The organism is Mycobacterium sp. ACS1612 (genome assembly GCF_001667505.1).
GTDB lineage: Bacteria > Actinomycetota > Actinomycetes > Mycobacteriales > Mycobacteriaceae > Mycobacterium.
The window spans coordinates 173,985-192,323 of sequence record NZ_LZHZ01000037.1 but is presented as its reverse complement, the minus strand read 5'-3'; the positions used below and the strand labels follow the sequence as shown (position 1 = coordinate 192,323).

Sequence of the window (18,339 nt, the reverse complement as noted above, 5' to 3'; positions counted from 1 at the left end):
GCAGTCGGCTAGTTCAGCACGTATTCGAGCTGGCTGCGCGAGGTGATGTCGAGCTTGGTGAAAACTTTGCGCAGGTGGTACTGCACTGTCTTGGAGCTGATGAACAGGCGGGTGGCGATATCGGGGTTGGACAAGCCCTCGCGCGCTAGTCGTGCGATCTGAGCCTCCTGAGCGGTCAATTCCGGTGTCCGCATGACGGCGGTCCGCTTACGCGACGTCTCGCCGGTCGCGAGCAGCTCACGGTTGGCGCGCTCGGCGAAGGCCGCCATCCCCATCGACTCGAACATCTGGTGAGCAGTGCGCAGATGTTCACGGGCGTCGACGCGCCGCCGGTCACGGCGCAACCATTCGCCGTAGATCAGGTGCGCACGCGCCAGTTCAGTCCGCACCCCTCCCCGGTCGAACCGCGCGATCGCCTCTGTGTAGAGGTCTTCAGCCTGCTGGCCGTCGGCCAGAAGAGCCCGCGAGCGTGCCCCCACGGCCAGTGCCCATTCCGTGCCACTGGCGTCGGTCATCTCGATGAGCCAGCGCAACGTTTCGGCGGCTGCCTCGACCATCCCGGCGCGGACCGCGGCCTCTATGTGCTCGGCCGCCGCCCAATTCGCGACGCCCGGATATCGGACGTCCGGATACTCCTGGTGGTACAGCGCCTGTTCGGCGGCGGCCATCGCGTCGGTGTACTCGCCGAGCCCGTTGTGCAGAACAGCTTTGGTCCACTCGGCGACTGCCATCCCGATGCCTTCTCCGCGATGTGGCACCTCGCGCGCGGTCTGGTCGATCAACGCGAATGCGTCGGCCCGGTTGCCGCGCAGCGCGGCCAGTCGCATCGCGGCGTAGGGCGCGAGGTTGCCGCCCGTTGCCTCGGTCACCGCCCGCTGTTCCTCCACGAGCGTGCCCGCCGCCGTGAGGTCCCCAGCGAACAGCAGCAGCATGGCGCGGGTGCTCAGCGCCAGAGGAAGCTCACTCAACGCGCCGGTCGTCCGCGCGAGTTCGAGATAGCGGGCCGACAGCGGGTCCCAGTGGTCGTCGTCCCACAAGTGCAGGGCCGCCAGGTTGATCAGCCACATCCACCGCAGTTCCTCGTCCGGCGTCATGTCCTCACCGAAGGTGGTGAGCGCCGCCCGCAGGTCACCCACCGCCGCCGGGTAGCCGACCGCGAAATTGGTCGCAAGGCCGTCGAGCAGGCGATCTGTCGCGCGCGGCGAATGTAGGGGCGCAGGGGTATCGATGGCGGCCCGTGCCACCACGAGGACGTGCCCACCGGGGGTGGCGAGCCGTCCGGCGAACGCGGCGGCGTTGATCGCGTCCAAATAGGTCTGGCGGGCAAGGCCCGCATCGATGGGCTCGAACCGCTTGGCGGCTCTGAGCAGGAGCAGCGGAGCATCACCGCCGCGGTTGGTCGCGAACGCCAGTGCGCCGCGCAGCAGATCGATGCTCGCCTGCTGGGCTTCGTCAAGCGGTCCGTTCTCGGCCATGGCGAGCAGTTCCGTCGCCGCGTCGAACGCGCCGGCCTGAAATTTGGTGCTGGCCGCGGCGAGCGCCCGCCCGGCACGGTGTGCCGGGTCCAGGGTCAGCAGCGCGGCGCGTTCGAGGAACGCGGCGGCCGCGGCCAGTCCGCCGCGGGCGCGCGCCTGTTCGGCGGACCGCTCCAGTGCCGCTGCGATTTCTTCGTCGGGCCCCCGGCTGGCCTCGGCCAGGTGCCACACCCGCCGGTCGGGATCCAGTGCGGGATCGGTGACGTCGCCGAGCGCGCGGTGCGCCGTGCGGCGGTCGTCGAGCGGCGCCGACCAATAGGCCACGGCACGAGCCAACGGGTGGCGAAACCGCACCCGCGTCCCGATTTCGGCGATCCCCGCCTCGATTGCGGCATCGGCCGCCGCGGCTGGGATGCCGACCTGTGCAGCCGCTCGCCACACCAGACCGGGGTCTCCGGTCGGGTCGGCCGCGGCGAGCGCCAACAGGCGGCGGGTGTCGGCAGGAAGTTCGGCGATGCGGCGACGGAAATTCTCCTCGACCGCGCCGGACAGCGGTTCCGCGGCGGGCACACCGAACCCACCGGCCAGGTCCGCGGGCGACAGTCCGCGCGGAAGCTCCAGCAGCGCAAGAGGATTGCCCCGTGTCTCCGCGACGATCTGATCGCGCACCCGCTTGTCGAGAGGACCAGGAATGGCCGAAGACAGCAGCTCACGCGCCTCGCTTTCGGGCAACCCCTCCACGAGCAGGTCCGGCAGGCCTGCCAGCTCGTCACTGGGTATTCGGGTCGCGAAGATCATTCCCACCGACTCCGCGCCAAGCCTGCGCGCCACGAACGCGAGCACCTGCGCCGAGGCTCGGTCCAACCACTGTTGATCGTCGATCAGGCACAGCAGCGGCTGCTCTTCGGAGGCCGCGGACAGCAGGCCCAGTACGGACAACCCGATCAGGAACTGGTCCGGCGCCGCCCCCGCGACCATTCCGAACGCGACGCGCAGCGCCTGTCGTTGCGGCGACGGAAGCTCGTCGAGACGGTCCAGCATCGGCGCGCAGAGCTGGTGCACGCCCGCGAACGGCAGTTCCATTTCCGACTCGATGCCAGACGTGCGCACGACCCGGCAGTCCGGCACCCGGCCTGCCAGGTTCTCGACGAGCGCGGTTTTCCCCACTCCGGCCTCGCCGTGCACGACCAGCGCGCCGCTCTCGCCGCGGCGCAGCGCCGCCACCAACAGGTCGAGCGCCCGGCTCTCGGCGCGGCGGCCGGTCAGCTTCGATGCCGGGCTCCCTTCCGCCGGGTTTGACATGGAAACCGACCGTAGCGGAGCCGCTGCCAGCAAATGGGATATTTGGGGTCATCACCATGGCGTCATACGACAACCCTGCAGTTCGCATACCGCGCCATCCGAATTGCGCATTCGCGGCGTGTCACCGAACTCCTGTGGTCTCATTGAAATGTCAACAGCACAGCATGACCTTGGGGTTTGGGGGAACACCGATGGCGACGCTGACCGAACTCCGCGACAGGGGAGCGGAGTTGTTCACCGAATTGATGACCGTCCAGGAGCCCGGGCACGCTACGCCGCCCATTCATCTTGACGGACAGCGCTTCTCGTGGTTCGACGCGCAGCAGGGCGTCGACGCCAGCCTGCTTGCACTACGGTTGAGTGCCGCCGCCGCCACCCGGTCCGGCGAGACGGCGGGCCTGTCCGCCGCGCTCGCCGTCGTCGACGAGGAACGCACGCAGCAGGATCCCGAACTGGTCCGCCAGGGCTTCGCCCTGTTCGTCACCCACAACGACCGTGGGCGTCGACTCTTCAAACCCCGAGTGGTGCAAGCCGCGCCGGGCATGTTCACCGCGCCGACCGCCAAGCGGATCGGGCGGCGACTCTCCATCGGAGGCCTGTCACCGGATCTCGACTACTGGCGCGAAGACATGCTCGCCAACGAACACCACCAGCACTGGCACGAGGTCTACCCGTGGACCGGCCGCCCGCCGGAATCCTTCCCGCAGTGGGTGCAGACAGTCACCAACGCCGAGAAGGTGACGCTGCTCGACACGATCTCGCCCGGTCCCAATTGGTCCGCCCAGTTGCAGAACGCCAGCCCGACACAGGTCGCCCAATTCGTCGTCAACGGACTCAACGGGCAGGGCCGCCGTCGGCTGATCAACGCGGCGTTCGCCGAACCGCCGACGTTTCCTCGCGCGCTGTACCGCAAGCTGTTCCGGCTCAACGACCGCCACGGCGAGTTGTTCCTCTACATGCACCGGCAGATGCTGGCACGCTACGACGCCGAACTGCTCTCGCACGGCAAGCAGCGGGTGAAGGCCTTCACCCCGAACCAGTGGCCGAGCCCGATACCCGAGGGATACGACCCGGAAGGCCTACGCGACCAACAAGGCGTCCTATTCACGACCCGCAAGCAGAACAAGACCCTTTCCGCGGCCTGGCGCAACCGCCTCGCATCGTTGACTCAGGGCGTCGACGACGCGCTGAGCAGCGGGACAATTCCCGGTGCCGACCCCTCAGAACCCGACGTCGCGATCGCGATCTCGCCGCTCGGCGAGTTCATCGAAATGGGCATCCACAACAACGGACACGGCGCACTTGGCGCGCTGTCCGAACCGATTCCGCCGGGGCAACTCGGTCAGAACCAGCCGAACGGCGTGATGAACAACCCGCTCGGGGCCATCCGCGATCAGGTGTTCTGGCGCTGGCACAAGCTGATCGACGACCTCGCCGAACAGTGGCAGTCCAGGCAGGCCGCAGAGGATTTCAGCGACGGACCCGCAGTGCTGATCCGCGAGGGGGCCGCACCGTGGGCAAGCCCCGACATCATCCTGGTGCGTACGTCGGATCTGCCCGCCAATCAAAGTGTGGCGCAACGCCAACAACTCGGCGAACGCCTGTTCGGCGGCCCCAACTGGGACACCGACTTCACCGAGGCGGCCGCGCAATCGGGCAACGTGTCGCTCACCACCACAAGCGAATTCGTGACGCTGATCTCGACGGCCAACGTGGCAGGCCGGCCCAATCCGGTGAAATTCCTCAACCACGAACCGTTCGTCTACTTCATCCGCGTCGAGAACACCAAAAACCAACCCGTCGCGGTGACCGTACGAATCTTCTCGGTGCCGACGGCGTTCGAATCTGATCGGACCGCGTGGATCGAGATGGACAAGTTCACCACCACGCTGGCCGCGCGGCAGAAGGCGGTGCTGTATCGGCCGGACACCGAGAGTGCGGTGATCAAGCGCAAGGCCGAAACGTCGCCGACGGCGATCGAGAATCGGCCGCCTGGCGGACGCACGTCGTACTGCGATTGCGGCTGGCCCTACACGCTGCTGTTGCCGAAAGGCACTGCAGCGCCGGGTATGCCATGTCGGCTGCTGGTAATGTTCACCGACGCGGCGATCGACAACGTCGGCCAACCCGGCGAGTGCGGATCGATGAGCTTCTGCGGAGCCCGCGACCGCTATCCCGACAACAGGGAGATGGGCTATCCGTTCGCCCGCCCGTTCGGCCAGGGAGCCAACGCGATACGCGACACCTTGCTCGCCCTGCCCAATGCGTCGGGCAGATCGGTGAACATCCGCCACGCCTAGTGAATCGGCACCGCCACGTCGACCCACGGTCTCTTGCCGGTACGTCGTTGCGTGCTGAAGTGCTCAGAGAACTGTTCGAGCACCTCGCGTAGCGGACCCCGCGGCACCTCCGTACCCCGCCTGGCGTCGCCATGCTTCCCGGACTTCGTCGACATGACCGACACCAGACGGTTCGCCGTGGCGTGTGCAGCGTCCTGCTTGTGGCTGAAGCCATTCCACAGCGTTTTGGGCGTGGCGTTCAGGCTCCCGTGGTGGCCCACCTTGTAGACATTGGTCCCGGCAAGGCGCTCGCGAATCGCCTTGTGGTTCGGCGCATCGAAGAGGGCGTAGCTCCAATTCTCGATCTGGGCGTCGCCCGGGAACAGCAGTGTGGTCCCGCCGATCTGCATCAGCAGGATCAGGCTGGTGTTGTTAAGCACCTCGTCCATGATGCGCAGGATGCCCAGCATGTCGTCGGCGTAGCCGCGGGTGATCTGGGGCACCAGCCACTTGGCGGCCTGTGGGACGTCGGCTCGTATCGCATTCGGAAACAGCGGCGCCAAGTTCGAGCTTCCAGCCGTCGCGTCTGGTGCCCCGGCCGCGGCCAGCCGACCCCAGGAGGCGGCGAGGTGCCAGAACTCGTCGGCGTTCGTGCGGGCCTGATGGGCGATGGCGGGTGCCTGCTTGAGCGTGGGCGGCCCCAGCACATCGATCGTCACTCCCGGCAGCAGGCCGCGGACGTCGATACGGTCACCGAACTTGGCGTACTTCGGTTTACGCACGCCCATCGTCATCAGCCGCTTGACTGCGGCCTCGTTCTTGATGTTGGTCTCACCGAGGAAGTTGAGCCGCTCGGCGACGGTGGGCGGGAAGCCGGCGAGGCTAGCCAGGCGCAGCCCTTCCACGCTGGCCCCGGCCGCGAACGCGTGCATGTTCGTCAACGTCCGCGCTAGCGCTTTGTGGTCGGTCGGCGCTGCCCGGCCCCTCGGTTGCGCGGCATCGGTTTCCAGATCGGGGTCCTCGGTCCACGGCTGCACGACGAGTTCGGGTCGCAGACCCTCGATGATCGGACCGGTCACGGAATCGCCGAAACCGCTGATGTGGTCGGCGTGCCGGTGCGTGGCCACCACCACGTCGAGCTTGCCGCCCGTTTCTCCTGCGATGTTGTTGGCGATCACCTCCATGTGGTTCTTGACCCGCGAGTCGGGCAGCCTGGTGCTGCCGAAGTCGAACAGCACACTTCGCACCGGCCGCTCGCCCTCGTCGTATGTAAGGGTCAACAGCAGGCAGTCGCCGAATCCGACGTTGTACGCACGCAACCGCGCGTCGGTGATCTTCATCGGTTCCACCCCTCGCTGGCGCGGCGTTCCTTGGCTTCCAACTCGACGTCGGGGTCCACTGAGCCGGCCGCCAGAGCCCGTTGACGGTGGAACGAGGCGAGCGCCGATGACCGGCTGACCGCGAAATATCCTCGATCCCAGAGATATTGGAGGCGGCGCTCCCACGCCTGCTTTTCGACTCTGGTCGCGGGCGGCGGAAGTCTGTTGGACACTTCGAACTTGAGCTCACCGTACTCGTCGAGAATGAACGTCGAGCCGCCCTCGAGAACCACTTCTTGGTCGTCCGGCATCCCGGCAGGCTTTCTGATCCGGTACTGCGGCCACAGTTCGGCGGCGGTGACCTTCAGGTACTGGACGAGTTCGACAACGGTTTCGCGAATCTGGAATCCGTCGTCGGGTGAGACACGCACACATGGGCGCACACTCGTGATGCGGGTCAGCGCATCGGTGTCGAGTTTGAGATCCAGTCGGTTGTTCCAGATGTGCCGGAACATCTCTGTCGGATCGGACTGCAGCGCACTCAAATGTGAACCTTCCCGTACCAGCTTCAGTGCCGCCGGTGGCCAGTAGCCGCCGTCTTCGCGCGATTTCGGCAGAATCCCGTACTGCGCCATCTCCGTCAGCAGGTGCCCTCGCAGGTGGTAACGGCTGTCGTCGCTGCGCACCTCGTTGTCGGCGGTGAGCATCGCGCTGAGAAAGTCACTGAAATCGATATGGATCGGCGGGGTGTAGTCGATGGCTCGGATCACCATCGTCAGAAGGACATCGGCGATGTCGGCACCCTGTTCGGCGACGAGACTGACATCCACCAGGCCCTCTGGGTCGTCGTCGCCGAGTTGTCCGATGCGGGCCACCCACGCCGACAGGAACGCGCGCATCACCGCCGCAACCAGCACCTCACCGCGTCGATGCTCCTCCTCGAACTCGAGGCGGTCGAGGATGTGCGGATTCGGGTCGATCTCGACAGACCGACGCAAGGCGTTGACGCGGGCATCGGCGGCTTCGGTCCGCATCTCCTCTGCGAGCCCGAGCAGCGCCGAGCGTTTGAGCTCATTCCAGGTGAGCTTCGATTTACGCACCAGACCTGGGGGTGCAGTGCGGTCCTGCTCTTCGATCGGGGTGATCAGGTTCTGCACCAGTTCCGGCAACCCGAACACGGACAACAGCGCGACGATGTCGGCGAACGCCTCATGCAGCGCCGCCTGATCCGGCGACGACGGGGCCATGAACTTGTCGCGCAGCCCGTCCAACAGAGCATGCGCCGTCTCGTGCGCGACGATGTCGTGCGACAGACACAAGAAGGTCGGTTCACTGCGCCGGATGTAGCCGAACAGCAGCGCCTCCATCTCGGGTGAGTAGAACGCGTTGGCTTCCTCGAACGCGTGCGGGACGATCTTGAGTTGGTGACCGTAGATGCCCCAGCCGACGCGGCGCCCGAGTGCGAACTCGAATCGCAGCAGCGTGCGCATCGCGATGGCATACGCGTTCATCGCGTGGTAGCCGGGGTCGGCGAGGAGTCCCTTCCTGCCGCCCTTCGGCACCGTGACGGCCTCGGCGTTCTTCAGCGGCGGCGGCGCCTCGTACATCGTGTTCGTCGACGCGTCGTAGTCGACGACGAACAGGGAGTAGCCCATCGGACCGCGGGCCAGATCCTCGAGCGGAAGGCTGACCGTCGCGGTCAAGACCCTGCCGTTGCGGTCGCGCACACTCGGATCCTGGGCAACAATCTCGAATTGGCGCTTTTGCATAGCGAAATAGTCGCACTTCCGCGCGCCCGCCGAGTCGAATCTCAAAGCGTTGCGGAGTGGGACAATACGACACATCTGTCGCAGGCATAATCCCCACTCAGCTAACTAGATTTCTCCACTTGCCCTGCCAGCAACCCACAGCGTCGTTGCCTGTGAATTTGTGACCAAACCATGACAAGGGGCATGAGCGGGCCGCCGAGGTGGTACCCAGGAAATGTGGTGGCTCCAGGTTTCACGGCCATCGGCAGTGGTCCGGCAGGGTTGAGCGCGGCGGAGACGTTCCGCAGCAAGCATCCCAACATTCCCGTGCGGATTCTGACCAACGACCCCGCGCTGCCGTACGCCAAGCCGCCTCTGAGCAAGGAATACCTGTGCGGCCGCGAAGCCAAGCTCGACCTACACAGCGCGGGCTGGTTCGTTCGCAACAACGTCGAGCTGATCCGCGGCGTCACCGTCGACCACATCGATTTGGCCAGGCAGGAGGTCGTCACCGAGGGCGGCCGCCGTTACCCGTACTGGCATCTGATGCTCGGCTGCGGCGCCAACGCCGTCCCGCTGCGCATCCCCGGCGGTGAGACGGCGCTGTCGCTGCGCTCGTTCGCCGACGCCGTGATCCTCCGAATGGCGGCCCGCAGCGCCGATTCCGCCGTGGTGATTGGTGGCGGACTGATCGGCTGTGAGGCCGCGGCCTGCCTGGCTGAACAAGGCGTGCCGACGACGATGGTGGCTGCCGAGCAGGTGCCGTTGCAGCGCCGCTTCGGCGAACAGGTCGGTGAACGGGTCGCAAAAATACTGTCCGACAATGGTGTTCGGTTCCTCGGCTCGACGACGGTAACCCGCATCGACGGCCCCGAGGTCCACCTCGACAGCGGCGGCACCCTCGACGGCGACGTCGTCGTCGCCGCCTCCGGTGTGCGACCCGATCCACACCTGGCCGTCGACGCCGGACTCGAAACGTGCGACGGCCGTATCGTCGTCGACGAACACATGCACACCTCGGCGCGCAACGTCTACGCCGCGGGCGACGTCGCGCTGGCCTACAACGTCGCCGCGGGACGCCGCATCCGCGCCGAGCACTGGCGCGACGCCGCGCAACAGGGCCGCATCGCCGGACTGACTGCGGCGGGGCAGGCCGCGGCGTGGAGCAAGGTCCCCGAATTTTCGTGCACCATCGGTGAATCGACGTTGCAGTATCGCGGCTGGGGCGTCGACTACGACCACGCCCGGCTCCAAGACCACCGCGACGGGTTCACCGTCTACTACGAGTCGGACGGCGAACCCGTCGGCGTCCTCACAGCCAGTCTCGGCGGCGGAACATCCAGTACAGCGCCAACACGATCAGCACGATGACGGAGGTGCTCGTGAGGAAACCGCCGACGGTGTCGATGCCGGGATACTTCACGTTCTGCCCATAGAACCCGGTGATCGCCGTCGGCACCGCGATGATCGCGGCCCAGCCCGTCAGCTTCTTCATCACCGTGTTCAGCCGCGCGTCCTGAAGCGACAGGTTCGTCTCGAACACCGTTGTGACCATGTCGCGCAACGACTCCGTCCACTCCGACACGCGCAGCACGTGGTCGTACAGGTCGGAATACAACGGATCGAGCTCAGGTGCGGTCTTGGCGTCCAACCGGCGATGCTGAATGGAGCTGACCACCTCACGCATCGGCAGCACGACCCGCCGCAGCTGGACAAGATCCTTCCGTAACTGAAAAGTCTTGCGCTGCAACCCTTTCTGCGCGTTGTTCTCGAACAGATCGTCCTCGAGCGACTCGATGCCGTCGTCCAGCTCCCGCACCGCCTCGAAGTGGCCGTCGACCACCACGTCCAGCAGCCCGTGCACCAACGAGCCAACGCCGTACTCCTGACCGCCGAGCTCGTCGAACCGCTGCGACACCACATCCATGTCGAGATGCGGCGAGAGGCGCACCGTGATCAGCCCGCGCGGCAGCACGAAACCGGAGATCCGATGGATGTCGAGCATCGACCCCGCCTCGTCGGCAGGCTGCTTGGTGGTGACGCCGTACACGGTGAAGAACGTGTGGGTCCGGTAGACGACGGCCTTGGTGCGTTCGGCCTCGGCGAGCGCGTCCTCGACCGCCCACGAGTTCAGCCCCAGCTCCTCGGCCAGATCCTTGAGGATCGCGTGGTCGGCGTCGTAGATATCGCACCAGACCAGCGCGTCGTCCTCGGCCAAGTAGTCCGAGATCGAGGCGAAGTCGAAATCGTCCTGGGGTTTTCCTGCCCGCCAGACTCGGCCTCGGACGTGGGTCACCCCACCATCATGTCAGTGCACCGCTTCCGCAGGCCCGGCACCAGCATCGGCACCCGCTTGCGATAAGCCGCGTACCGCTCCCCGAGCTCTGCGAGAAGGTCATGCTCCTCGAATTGCATCGCGACCAGAATCCACGCCGTCGTCATGGCGGCGAACAACAGGTGTCCCGCCGTCATGGTCGGCGCAGCCCAGAACGCGACGATGAAGCCGAGATTCAGCGGATGGCGCACCACCCGGTAGAACAGCGTCGTGCGGAAGCCGGTCTGCGCCAGCGGCCGCGCCCGCCAGACCGCGAACACCTGCCGCAGCCCGAACAACTCGAAGTGGTTGATCATGAACGTCGACGCCAGCACGATCGCCCAGCCGAGCCAGAACAGCGCCCAGATCGCCAGCCGTGCAGGTTGGAAATTCACCTGCCACACCACGGCAGGGATGTCGCGCCACTGCCAGAGCAGCAGGGCCAGAACCATACTGGCGAGCAACACGTAGGTGGAGCGCTCGACCGGCCGCGGCACGTAGCGGGTCCACCACCGCTTGAACGCCGGCCGTGCCATCACGCTGTGCTGAGCGGCGAACAGCGCGAGCAGTGCGGCATCGACGGCCAACGCGGGGATGGTCGGGGCGGCAATCGCATTGTCGACATTGCGCGGGGTCAGTCCGCCGACAAAGCCGATCGCATAGACGAAGACCACGAGGAACAGGGCGTAACTGATGACGCCGTAGGCCATTGCGAAATATCGGTTCATGGGCTCAGCGTCGCTCCGCCGCGACCCTGCAGGCATGAGGCAAATGCCTCAACTGTCGACGCGACCGACCAGCCCCCGCTCGAGCGCGTACATGCTGGCGCCGATCCGGTTGGACACCCCGATCTTGGCGTAGGTGCGCTCGACGTGATTGCGGGCCGTCTTCTCACTGATGACGAGCTTGGCGGCGATCTGCTTGTTACTGGCGCCCTGCGCGACGAGCCGGAGCACGTCGACCTCGCGGGCGGTCAAGCCGTCGGGGCGCGGCGTGGTCTTACGTGGCCCGTGGCCAGCCGCGTGCAGTACGGCGTCCGCCGCGACTTCGTCGAGTTCGCCGTCGGTGACGCGTCTGCGCAGTCGTCGTGCCGCGCTCTCGGGTGACATCGCCTCGCGGTACGGCCGCGGCTCCAGGGCCGACTGGTAGCTGACCGCGGCGGCCAGGATTCGGTCCGGCATCGTCAGCTGCCGCGCCGCCAACCCATGCGGATACCCGGAGCCGTCAAGGCACTCATGATGATTGGCAGCGACCAAGGCCACGTCTTTCAGGCCGGGCACCCGATGCAGGATGCGTTCGGTGAGATAGGGGTGCAGCCGCATCCGCTCGAACTCGGCCATCGTCAGTTCACCTGGTTTGGACCAGATCTGGTTGGACACCCCGATGCGGCCGATGTCGTGGATGTGCGCGGCCCTTCGGGTCAGCCTGACGGCGTCGGCGTCCAGCCCGGCGGCGCTCGCCGCGTCGGCGGCCAGTTGCGCCGTCGCCCGTGAATGGCCAAGTGTGAACGGACATTTCAGGTCGACGAAGTCGCCGATCGCCACCAGAAGGTCGTCGAGCGCATGCTCGTCGAGCTTGGTGTGCCGGTCGGGTGCCTGCTGCAGCGCCATCGCCCAGACGTCCCCGGTCGCGGGAACGGCCAGCAGCGATTCGGCGTCCTCGGTGAACGCGTCGACCACGGCGGGGTCGAACTGGCCGCCGCGCCTGCTGCGGGCCATCGCCACCGCGCCGACGGTGCCGTACTCGCGCTGATGCACCTCGACCATGTCGGCCACCTGGGCCACCCGCATTTCGATCGGGATGTCTTCGCCCGCAGCGCCGTTCGGCAGTCCACCGCCGTCGAAACGCTCGAATGTGTAGCCCAGCGCGGTCTGCACATCGGTGCTCAGACCGATCCGGTCGGCCAGCAGCGCGGCCGAGGTGCAGTGCGAATGGATCAGGCTCGAAATGTGACCGCGGGCATTCACATACAGCGTCGAGATGGTCTTCAGCCGCTGCAGCAGCGATTCGCCGTGCCGGATGTTGGTGAGCAGGAAGCGTTGATAGGGCAGACCCGACCAGTCGACCAGATAGGAACTGCGGCGCACCGAGATGTCGTCGCCGAACCACCGCGCGTATTCGTGAGAGTCGGCGTGGCAGCCTATCCACATGATCAACGTCGAGTAGTAGACGCACTCGCGCTGCGACTCGGGCAGGCCCATCCGGTCGGCCAGCCGGGTGGCGATCAGCGCGGAGCGCAGCATGTGCTCGGCGGGCTGACCCAGGCCGAGGTCGACGGCCACCGACAGCGCCGCCAGCACCTCCGCGCGCGTGGTCATATGCCGATTCTGTCCCCGTCGCGATGCCGGGCGATGTCGAACGGTTCGAACCGGCCTTGCGCGACGACGCAGATACCGCGCTGCGGCAGATGGAAGTCGGCGAGGTTGCCCTGTACGGGGTGCGGGCCGACGGGGCCGAGGTCTTCACCCTTGACGACGGCCGTCGAATCGGCGACCGCCCACACCCGTTTGGGGGCGATCCGGAATTCCTGTCCGTTGGGCAGGTTGCCGGTCAGCCGCAGCCTGCCGACGCCGAGCAGCGGCCCGACGAGGTGGCTCATGGCCCGCAGGGTCCTGCGACTGGTCCACGCCGCGGCGGGCATGTGGCCGCCGATGACGCTCATCAGCCGGGTCGCCGCGGTCCGGGTGACGTCGACGCGCCAGTCGAGCAGGCCGTCGATGAACACCCGCAACGTCCACGGCGTGGTCCAGGTCGAGCGGATGTCGCACACCACCGGGTCGACCGGTGTCACGGAGCTGAAGTAGCGCGAGCAGCTCTGCGGACCCGGCGTGGTGGCGTAGAACGTCCAGACGCCGTCGGGGGTGCGATGCCACACCGACAGGTAGGCCGGCGAGAAGGACGTCGCCGGGAAATCGCGAAAGGCCAGGTAGTGGCCGTCTGCGAACGGCAGACCCATCACACCGAAGCCGACGACTCGCTCGTCGTCGCCGGTGGGCAGGTCGAGGTGTTTGGTGGCGGCCGCGGCCGCTTGGGGAGTGGTCATGTGGCAATGGTCCGGCTGGGAGCCGCGCGTGGGCATGAGGCAATTGCCCCAACTTGGGATCGGTAGGGGGCGGGGCGGGCTCTACTTGTCAGCAACGAAAGGAAAAAACCATGAGCCGATTCACCCGGTTCGCCACCGTTGCGGTGGTGTCCGCCGGTCTGAGCCTGACTGGACTCGGCACGCCCACCGCACAGGCGGACGGCCCCAGCTACCAGGGCGGCAACTGTCCAGGCAGCACCACATGCACGCACTGGTGCCCAGGGGACCCGTTGATCCCGGGCAGCCAGGTCATCAGCTGGGACTGGAACATCTGCCACGACTGGTTCTGGAACTCCGAGGGCGTGGTCGACGTCAACGCCAACGTGATCTACCCGTGGCGCGGCACCCCGCATCCCGCCGGTCTGCGGCCGCCGTACTCGTTCCCGCCGCCGTAAGAGACTGCGTCGGCCCGTCACCTCAAGAGGCGGCGGTGGCGGGCCGACGTTTCACGCGGGTAGGCCCTGGCTACTGCAGCCCGGCGAGCAGCGACGTCACCCCCAGTTTCCATCGTCGCTCGAGCACCTGCCCCGACCCGAGCCATCGGCCGGCCTCCTGCACCGCCAAACCCTGTGCGAGAGCGAGCAATACGTGCGCCATATCGTTCGGGTCGCCCGATAGCAGGCCCGCATCGATGCACCGCTGAATGCGCCCGACGAACACCTCCCGCACCGCCGCGCCCGCCGCCAGCTCCTGCGGCCCCGGCTCGAAATCGGCGAACGGGCGCGAGAACATCACCTGCGCCAGCCGCGGATAGGCCCGGCAGAACAACCGGAACACCGGAACCAGACGCTCGACGTCGGCCAACGGATCCGACGTGACAGGCACTTTCGCCAACTCCGCGCCCAGCAGCCGGAAGCCTTCGAAGAACATCGCCCGCACCAGGCCGGCCTTGTCGTCGAACAGCTCGTAGACCGCGGGCACCGACGTGCCTGCCCGCTCGGCCACCCGCCGCGTGGTGAACCGGGCAATGCCTTCCTCGGACAGGGTGGCGATCGCGACCTCCAGCAGGCGGTCCCGTAACTCGGGGGTGCGCTGCTTGGCCCGTGGCATCAGCCGAGCGTGAATTCCGCGGCAAGCCCGTCGATTCCGGCCCTGATCGCCTTCAACGCGGAATCGCGCGCCTTCAGTTTGGTCGCCAGGTGCGCACCCGCATGCAGGGTGGCGGCTGCCTCGGCGGCCACCTGCTGAGCGCGGGGCAGCACGTGCTCGGCGTCGACGATCTCGTCGAGCCACCCGCCGGCAACCGCTTCGTCGCCGACGAACGTCGCCGCCAGCGCGGCGCCACGCTCGAACGCCGCGGGCGTCAACCGCGCCCGCATGATCTCGATCGCGGAGATCGGAATCGTCATACCGATCGCGACCTCGATGGCCTGGCACCGCGACTTGGGCTGCCCGATGCGGTGGTCGCCGGAGAGCAGCAGAAACGATCCCATCGCGATCGCCGGGCCCGTCGCGGCCATGACGACCGGCACCGGGAAAGTCAGGCAGCGCACCGACAGTTCGAAGCCGCCGGAGAGCATCCCGAGCGCCGCCTTCGCGTCGCCGGACTGAAACACCGCCAGGTCGAAACCGCCGCTGAACACCCGCTGATTGCCCGCGATCACGACGGCCTTGGCCGAGTCTTTCTCCGCCTTGTCGAGCGCTTCGTTGATCGCCGCCTGCATCGCAGGCCCAAGCACATTGACCTTGCCGTCGTCCAGCGTGATGGTCGCGACGGAATCGTTGAACTCGTATTTCACGGTGTCAGCCATGGTTAACGATGTTACGTAACGACGTTACGAAAGCCAATGGCGAATGTGGGTACTCACCCGCCACTTACCGAGGGGCGGCCGATGAATCCCGTAGAGCGAATCACACGTCGGGTCGACTGCTGGCAGCAGCGCCACCCCGTGGTCGCCGGGCCGGTCGCGGTGGTGAAGAAGTTCGGCGACGACGAGGCAGGAAACCTTGTCGCCCTGCTGACGTACTACGGGTTCCTCGCCACCTTTCCGATGCTGATGGCGTTCACCGCCGTACTGGGAGTGGCGCTGCGCAGGTATCCCCAGTTGCACGCGAAACTGGTCAACTCGGCGTTCGCCGAGTTCCCGATCGTCGGCGGCGAGATCCACCAACAACTCGGTGTCGAGAGGTTCAGCGGCACAAGTTTCGCGTTGACAGCGGGGATACTCGTGGCCATAGTCGGCGGACGCGGTTTCGCCCATGCCCTGCAAAACACCTTGAACACCGTGTGGGCCGTGCCCAAGACCGACCGCCCCGGCTTCGTGCCGCGTTACCTGCGGACACTCACCCTGCTGCTGCTCGGATCTATCGTCGTCGTCACCGGCGCCGCAGGCACGTCCGCGGCGGCCGCGACATCGGTGGGTTTCGGCGGCCTGCCTGCCCGTCTCGTCAGCTTCACGGTCGGCACGGTGCTGGGTTTCGCGTTTTTCCTCGCGCTGTTTCGGGTGGCCGCCGCGGGACACGTGCCGACCAGGATCTGCTGCTGAGCGCGGCGATCAGCGCAGTCGGCTGGCAGGTGCTGCTGATGCTCGCGGGATACGTTGTCGCACACCAACTTCGGCATGCACAGGCGATCGCCGGCCTGTTCGGGGCAGTGCTTGGTCTGCTCGCCTGGCTCGCGTTGCAGGCCACGGTGATCGTGTACGCGATCGAAATCGACGTGGTCCGCGTCAAGCGGCTGTGGCCGAGAAGTATCGTGCAGCCGCCGCTGACCAAGGCCGACGAGGCGTACTACACCGACAGATTGCGGGCCGAAACGCAGCGGCCGGAACAACAACTCGACATCGAATACGACAAGCAGCCCGCCGATCCGCGCTAGTTCAGGTCGCGGCGATGCCTGCCGTTGATGACCGTGGTGTGCGCCTCTTCGAACGCGGTGTCGACGTTGTTGCGCAGATGCGCCGCGTTGTACTGGGTGCGGTACCGGTCACGCAGATCGTCGGCGGCGGCCTTGACCCGGTTGATCTCGACGCGCAGCACTTCTTCGCGGCTCTCACTGGCCGCGTAGTGGTAGTAGGTCAACAGGTTGCGCAGCAGTTCGAGCTTCTGCTTCTCCTGGCGGGCCAGGTCGTGTGTGGTGAGCAGCTCGAGTCGTTCGACGGGATGCAGCGTCGCCCAGTCCAACACCGCGCTCGACCGGTACTGGGGCCTGCTCTGCCCGCGTCGCCCGGTGTCTTTCGGCCGGTCGTAATACGTGACCGCGCCGTGGAACCGCGACGCGATGGCTTCGCCGAGTTCCCGGCGGTCCAGCGCGGAATCCCACACGATCCGCCACTCCTGCGTCGGTGCCAGATAAGGAATCTCGGCGGGCAGGTTGAGTTCGGTGATGTCGACGTAGCGGTCTTCGTAGGCGCTTTCGTACTTGCCGACCGTCGGCGGGTTCGCGAACTCGAAGCGGATGCCGTATGCCGGGGTTCGGCCGAAGTTCTTGACCACGAGTTCGATGAGGTGCCAGTCGCTGGCGCTCGGCTCCATGTACATCGCGACGTTCGGCTGCAACAGCTCCGCGGCGTCTTCCTTGGCTCGCTGGTACTGACGCCATGCGTAGATCAGCGCCACGATGCCGACCACCACCGCCAGCCACGCCGCCAGCGCCGTCCATGCTCCCGACGACATGCCGAGCACGTGGTCACCGAACCAGTCCACGCAGCGAAGTAAACCACGGTCCGCGGCGGGCTTCAGCATTCGCCAGCGCGGGTCTTTGCCCATTGCTGGAAAATCGCAGCACGGTGTGTCACCAGGGGCAGAAGTGCCTAACGGGACGGCGACCTGATTGCCGACTTCGGCAAATACTTATCGCTGGGCGAACGGGAGCGTACCCATCCGCAGCAAGCGTTCAGGAACATGAAGGCCCCCTGCTTCCAACGATTCACGGCGACGGAAGCGGCGGAATGGCCGGTTCGTTGCCGTCCGAGTTCACTTGCCGATCGCGATCGAACAGGAACGCGACGATCTGGGCGATCGTGTTCGCGTTGGTCAGCGCCTCATCGACATTGCTGACCGAATGATCGCCGAGACCGACGAGATGGAAGTACTCGTGGGTGATCACATCGCGACGGAGATCGTCCGACGCGGTGAAGAACGGATCACAGACGCTGACCCGGGGATGCGGGTCGCCCGCGAGGGTGGCCGCGAAGGGAACGCCGCCGGGTACCAATGCGCACCGGCCGCTCGTTCCTTGGTCGACGACGGTCACCGGTTGCGCGAGGTTCTGGTTCATCAGTCCGATGGTTGCTTGCAGAGCCGAGCGCAGACCCGCATCCAACGGTTGGGCACTGACGAGCAGGCGCCGCGACAACACCTGCATGTCGCGCGCATGGGACACACTGATGATGCCTGCCTCGAATGTCCTTGCAGGTTCCGGTAATTGGTCGGCGATGTCGATTTCGGACTGCAAGCCGACCAGGCGGTCGCGGACCGCGGTGAGCGAGTCACGGCTTCGCCGGTGGGCGATCGAGAGCTGGCTGGCTCGTGTGACGCCGCCGGCCAGCAACTCGTCGTCTAGAGACTTGATCGTGCGCTTCCCGACGATGTTGTCGGCATCCTGCTGAATCGCGAAGTTGATGATTCGCCGAATCCGCTTGTAATGCAGTACCGCATCGGCCGTCGCAGGCCCGTATGTGAGATTGTCCTTCTCGTCGAACGGGATCTCGATCTGCTCCAACGTCTCGAGAGCCAGTTGAATCTTCAGGACGTGCGTGCCGAAGCTGCCCGGCGTGACGTGACTCGCGTCGTCGACGAGTGCTTTGTTCAACCTGTCGTCCCCGGCGAACTGGGCTGATTGCAGTGGCATTGTTGTCGTCCCCCTCTGATGGATATTG

General features: G+C 66.3%; 16 protein-coding genes. 5 read left to right on the top strand and 11 right to left on the bottom strand.

The window, feature by feature from the left end; all coding sequences use genetic code 11:
- Positions 1-8: 8 nt before the first annotated feature.
- Positions 9-2,777 (bottom strand): LuxR family transcriptional regulator, encoded by a 2,769-nt coding sequence (locus A5724_RS17520; RefSeq protein ID WP_082965110.1) that lies wholly within the window; start codon positions 2,775-2,777, stop codon positions 9-11.
- 191 nt (positions 2,778-2,968) lie between these two features.
- On the opposite strand from A5724_RS17520, the gene A5724_RS17515 reads away from it, so the two are divergent.
- Complete coding sequence (locus A5724_RS17515; RefSeq protein WP_067804440.1) at positions 2,969-5,077, top strand: tyrosinase family protein; 2,109 nt, start codon at positions 2,969-2,971, stop codon at positions 5,075-5,077.
- On the opposite strand, the gene A5724_RS17510 is transcribed toward A5724_RS17515, so the two are convergent.
- Positions 5,074-6,396, bottom strand: coding sequence for a hypothetical protein (locus A5724_RS17510; protein WP_067804633.1), 1,323 nt, complete (start codon positions 6,394-6,396; stop codon positions 5,074-5,076). The genes A5724_RS17515 and A5724_RS17510 overlap by 4 nt on opposite strands.
- On the bottom strand, positions 6,393-8,144 hold the full coding sequence (locus tag A5724_RS17505; protein WP_067804437.1) for a hypothetical protein: 1,752 nt from the start codon (positions 8,142-8,144) through the stop codon (positions 6,393-6,395). The genes A5724_RS17510 and A5724_RS17505 overlap by 4 nt, the downstream gene beginning before the upstream one ends.
- Positions 8,145-8,360: 216 nt before the next feature.
- On the opposite strand from A5724_RS17505, the gene A5724_RS17500 reads away from it, so the two are divergent.
- Complete coding sequence (locus A5724_RS17500; protein ID WP_067804433.1) at positions 8,361-9,494, top strand: NAD(P)/FAD-dependent oxidoreductase; 1,134 nt, start codon at positions 8,361-8,363, stop codon at positions 9,492-9,494.
- Here A5724_RS17500 and A5724_RS17495 read toward each other — a convergent pair.
- Genes A5724_RS17495 through A5724_RS17480 form a run of 4 tightly spaced genes read right to left on the bottom strand, consistent with a single transcriptional unit; the run spans position 9,436 to position 13,480 of the window.
- Positions 9,436-10,419: a magnesium transporter CorA family protein gene (locus A5724_RS17495; protein ID WP_067804430.1), complete on the bottom strand. Its 984-nt coding sequence runs from the start codon at positions 10,417-10,419 to the stop codon at positions 9,436-9,438. The genes A5724_RS17500 and A5724_RS17495 overlap by 59 nt on opposite strands.
- Complete coding sequence (mddA, locus tag A5724_RS17490; RefSeq protein WP_067804429.1) at positions 10,416-11,165, bottom strand: methanethiol S-methyltransferase; 750 nt, start codon at positions 11,163-11,165, stop codon at positions 10,416-10,418. The genes A5724_RS17495 and mddA overlap by 4 nt, the downstream gene beginning before the upstream one ends.
- Positions 11,166-11,213: 48 nt before the next feature.
- A complete protein-coding gene (locus A5724_RS17485; protein WP_067804428.1) occupies positions 11,214-12,755 on the bottom strand; it encodes an HD domain-containing phosphohydrolase in 1,542 nt (513 codons plus the stop codon).
- Positions 12,752-13,480: a hypothetical protein gene (locus tag A5724_RS17480; protein WP_067804427.1), complete on the bottom strand. Its 729-nt coding sequence runs from the start codon at positions 13,478-13,480 to the stop codon at positions 12,752-12,754. The genes A5724_RS17485 and A5724_RS17480 overlap by 4 nt, the downstream gene beginning before the upstream one ends.
- A 110-nt stretch (positions 13,481-13,590) precedes the next feature.
- Here A5724_RS17480 and A5724_RS17475 point away from each other — a divergent pair, with 110 nt between their 5' ends.
- Positions 13,591-13,914, top strand: a complete 324-nt coding sequence (locus tag A5724_RS17475; protein WP_067804424.1) for a hypothetical protein — start codon at positions 13,591-13,593, stop codon at positions 13,912-13,914.
- Between the two features lie 70 nt (positions 13,915-13,984).
- Here A5724_RS17475 and A5724_RS17470 read toward each other — a convergent pair whose 3' ends face one another.
- Together A5724_RS17470 and A5724_RS17465 are read right to left on the bottom strand one after the other, a co-directional pair.
- Positions 13,985-14,569: a TetR/AcrR family transcriptional regulator gene (locus A5724_RS17470; protein ID WP_067804422.1), complete on the bottom strand. Its 585-nt coding sequence runs from the start codon at positions 14,567-14,569 to the stop codon at positions 13,985-13,987.
- Entirely contained in the window at positions 14,569-15,270 is a 702-nt protein-coding gene (locus A5724_RS17465; RefSeq protein ID WP_067804419.1) for a crotonase/enoyl-CoA hydratase family protein, read from the bottom strand. Before A5724_RS17465 ends, A5724_RS17470 begins: the two co-directional genes overlap by 1 nt.
- An 81-nt stretch (positions 15,271-15,351) precedes the next feature.
- Here A5724_RS17465 and A5724_RS17460 point away from each other — a divergent pair, with 81 nt between their 5' ends.
- Positions 15,352-16,005, top strand: coding sequence for a YhjD/YihY/BrkB family envelope integrity protein (locus tag A5724_RS17460; RefSeq protein ID WP_197518699.1), 654 nt, complete (start codon positions 15,352-15,354; stop codon positions 16,003-16,005).
- A 38-nt stretch (positions 16,006-16,043) separates the two neighbouring features.
- Positions 16,044-16,337, top strand: a complete 294-nt coding sequence (locus A5724_RS17455; RefSeq protein ID WP_156752333.1) for a hypothetical protein — start codon at positions 16,044-16,046, stop codon at positions 16,335-16,337.
- On the opposite strand, the gene A5724_RS17450 is transcribed toward A5724_RS17455, so the two are convergent.
- Both A5724_RS17450 and A5724_RS17445 read right to left on the bottom strand, forming a co-directional pair.
- Positions 16,334-17,134: a hypothetical protein gene (locus A5724_RS17450; RefSeq protein ID WP_067804630.1), complete on the bottom strand. Its 801-nt coding sequence runs from the start codon at positions 17,132-17,134 to the stop codon at positions 16,334-16,336. The two genes, A5724_RS17455 and A5724_RS17450, sit on opposite strands and share 4 nt — an antisense overlap.
- 253 nt (positions 17,135-17,387) lie before the next feature.
- Positions 17,388-18,311: a hypothetical protein gene (locus A5724_RS17445; RefSeq protein WP_067804413.1), complete on the bottom strand. Its 924-nt coding sequence runs from the start codon at positions 18,309-18,311 to the stop codon at positions 17,388-17,390.
- Positions 18,312-18,339: the final 28 nt, after the last annotated feature.

Excerpts from the sequence above, each read along its gene's own strand:
- A5724_RS17475 (WP_067804424.1), top strand. The coding sequence starts at position 13,591 with ATGAGCCGATTCACCCGGTTCGCCACCGTTGCGGTGGTGTCCGCCGGT.
- A5724_RS17510 (WP_067804633.1), bottom strand. The coding sequence starts at position 6,396 with ATGAAGATCACCGACGCGCGGTTGCGTGCGTACAACGTCGGATTCGGC.
- A5724_RS17465 (WP_067804419.1), bottom strand. The coding sequence starts at position 15,270 with ATGGCTGACACCGTGAAATACGAGTTCAACGATTCCGTCGCGACCATC.
- A5724_RS17485 (WP_067804428.1), bottom strand. The coding sequence starts at position 12,755 with ATGACCACGCGCGCGGAGGTGCTGGCGGCGCTGTCGGTGGCCGTCGAC.
- A5724_RS17505 (WP_067804437.1), bottom strand. The coding sequence starts at position 8,144 with ATGCAAAAGCGCCAATTCGAGATTGTTGCCCAGGATCCGAGTGTGCGC.
- A5724_RS17450 (WP_067804630.1), bottom strand. The coding sequence starts at position 17,134 with ATGTCGTCGGGAGCATGGACGGCGCTGGCGGCGTGGCTGGCGGTGGTG.
- A5724_RS17470 (WP_067804422.1), bottom strand. The coding sequence starts at position 14,569 with ATGCCACGGGCCAAGCAGCGCACCCCCGAGTTACGGGACCGCCTGCTG.
- A5724_RS17515 (WP_067804440.1), top strand. The coding sequence starts at position 2,969 with ATGGCGACGCTGACCGAACTCCGCGACAGGGGAGCGGAGTTGTTCACC.
- A5724_RS17445 (WP_067804413.1), bottom strand. The coding sequence starts at position 18,311 with ATGCCACTGCAATCAGCCCAGTTCGCCGGGGACGACAGGTTGAACAAA.
- A5724_RS17460 (WP_197518699.1), top strand. The coding sequence starts at position 15,352 with ATGAATCCCGTAGAGCGAATCACACGTCGGGTCGACTGCTGGCAGCAG.
- A5724_RS17455 (WP_156752333.1), top strand. The coding sequence starts at position 16,044 with ATGCTCGCGGGATACGTTGTCGCACACCAACTTCGGCATGCACAGGCG.
- A5724_RS17480 (WP_067804427.1), bottom strand. The coding sequence starts at position 13,480 with ATGACCACTCCCCAAGCGGCCGCGGCCGCCACCAAACACCTCGACCTG.
- A5724_RS17520 (WP_082965110.1), bottom strand. The coding sequence starts at position 2,777 with ATGTCAAACCCGGCGGAAGGGAGCCCGGCATCGAAGCTGACCGGCCGC.
- mddA (WP_067804429.1), bottom strand. The coding sequence starts at position 11,165 with ATGAACCGATATTTCGCAATGGCCTACGGCGTCATCAGTTACGCCCTG.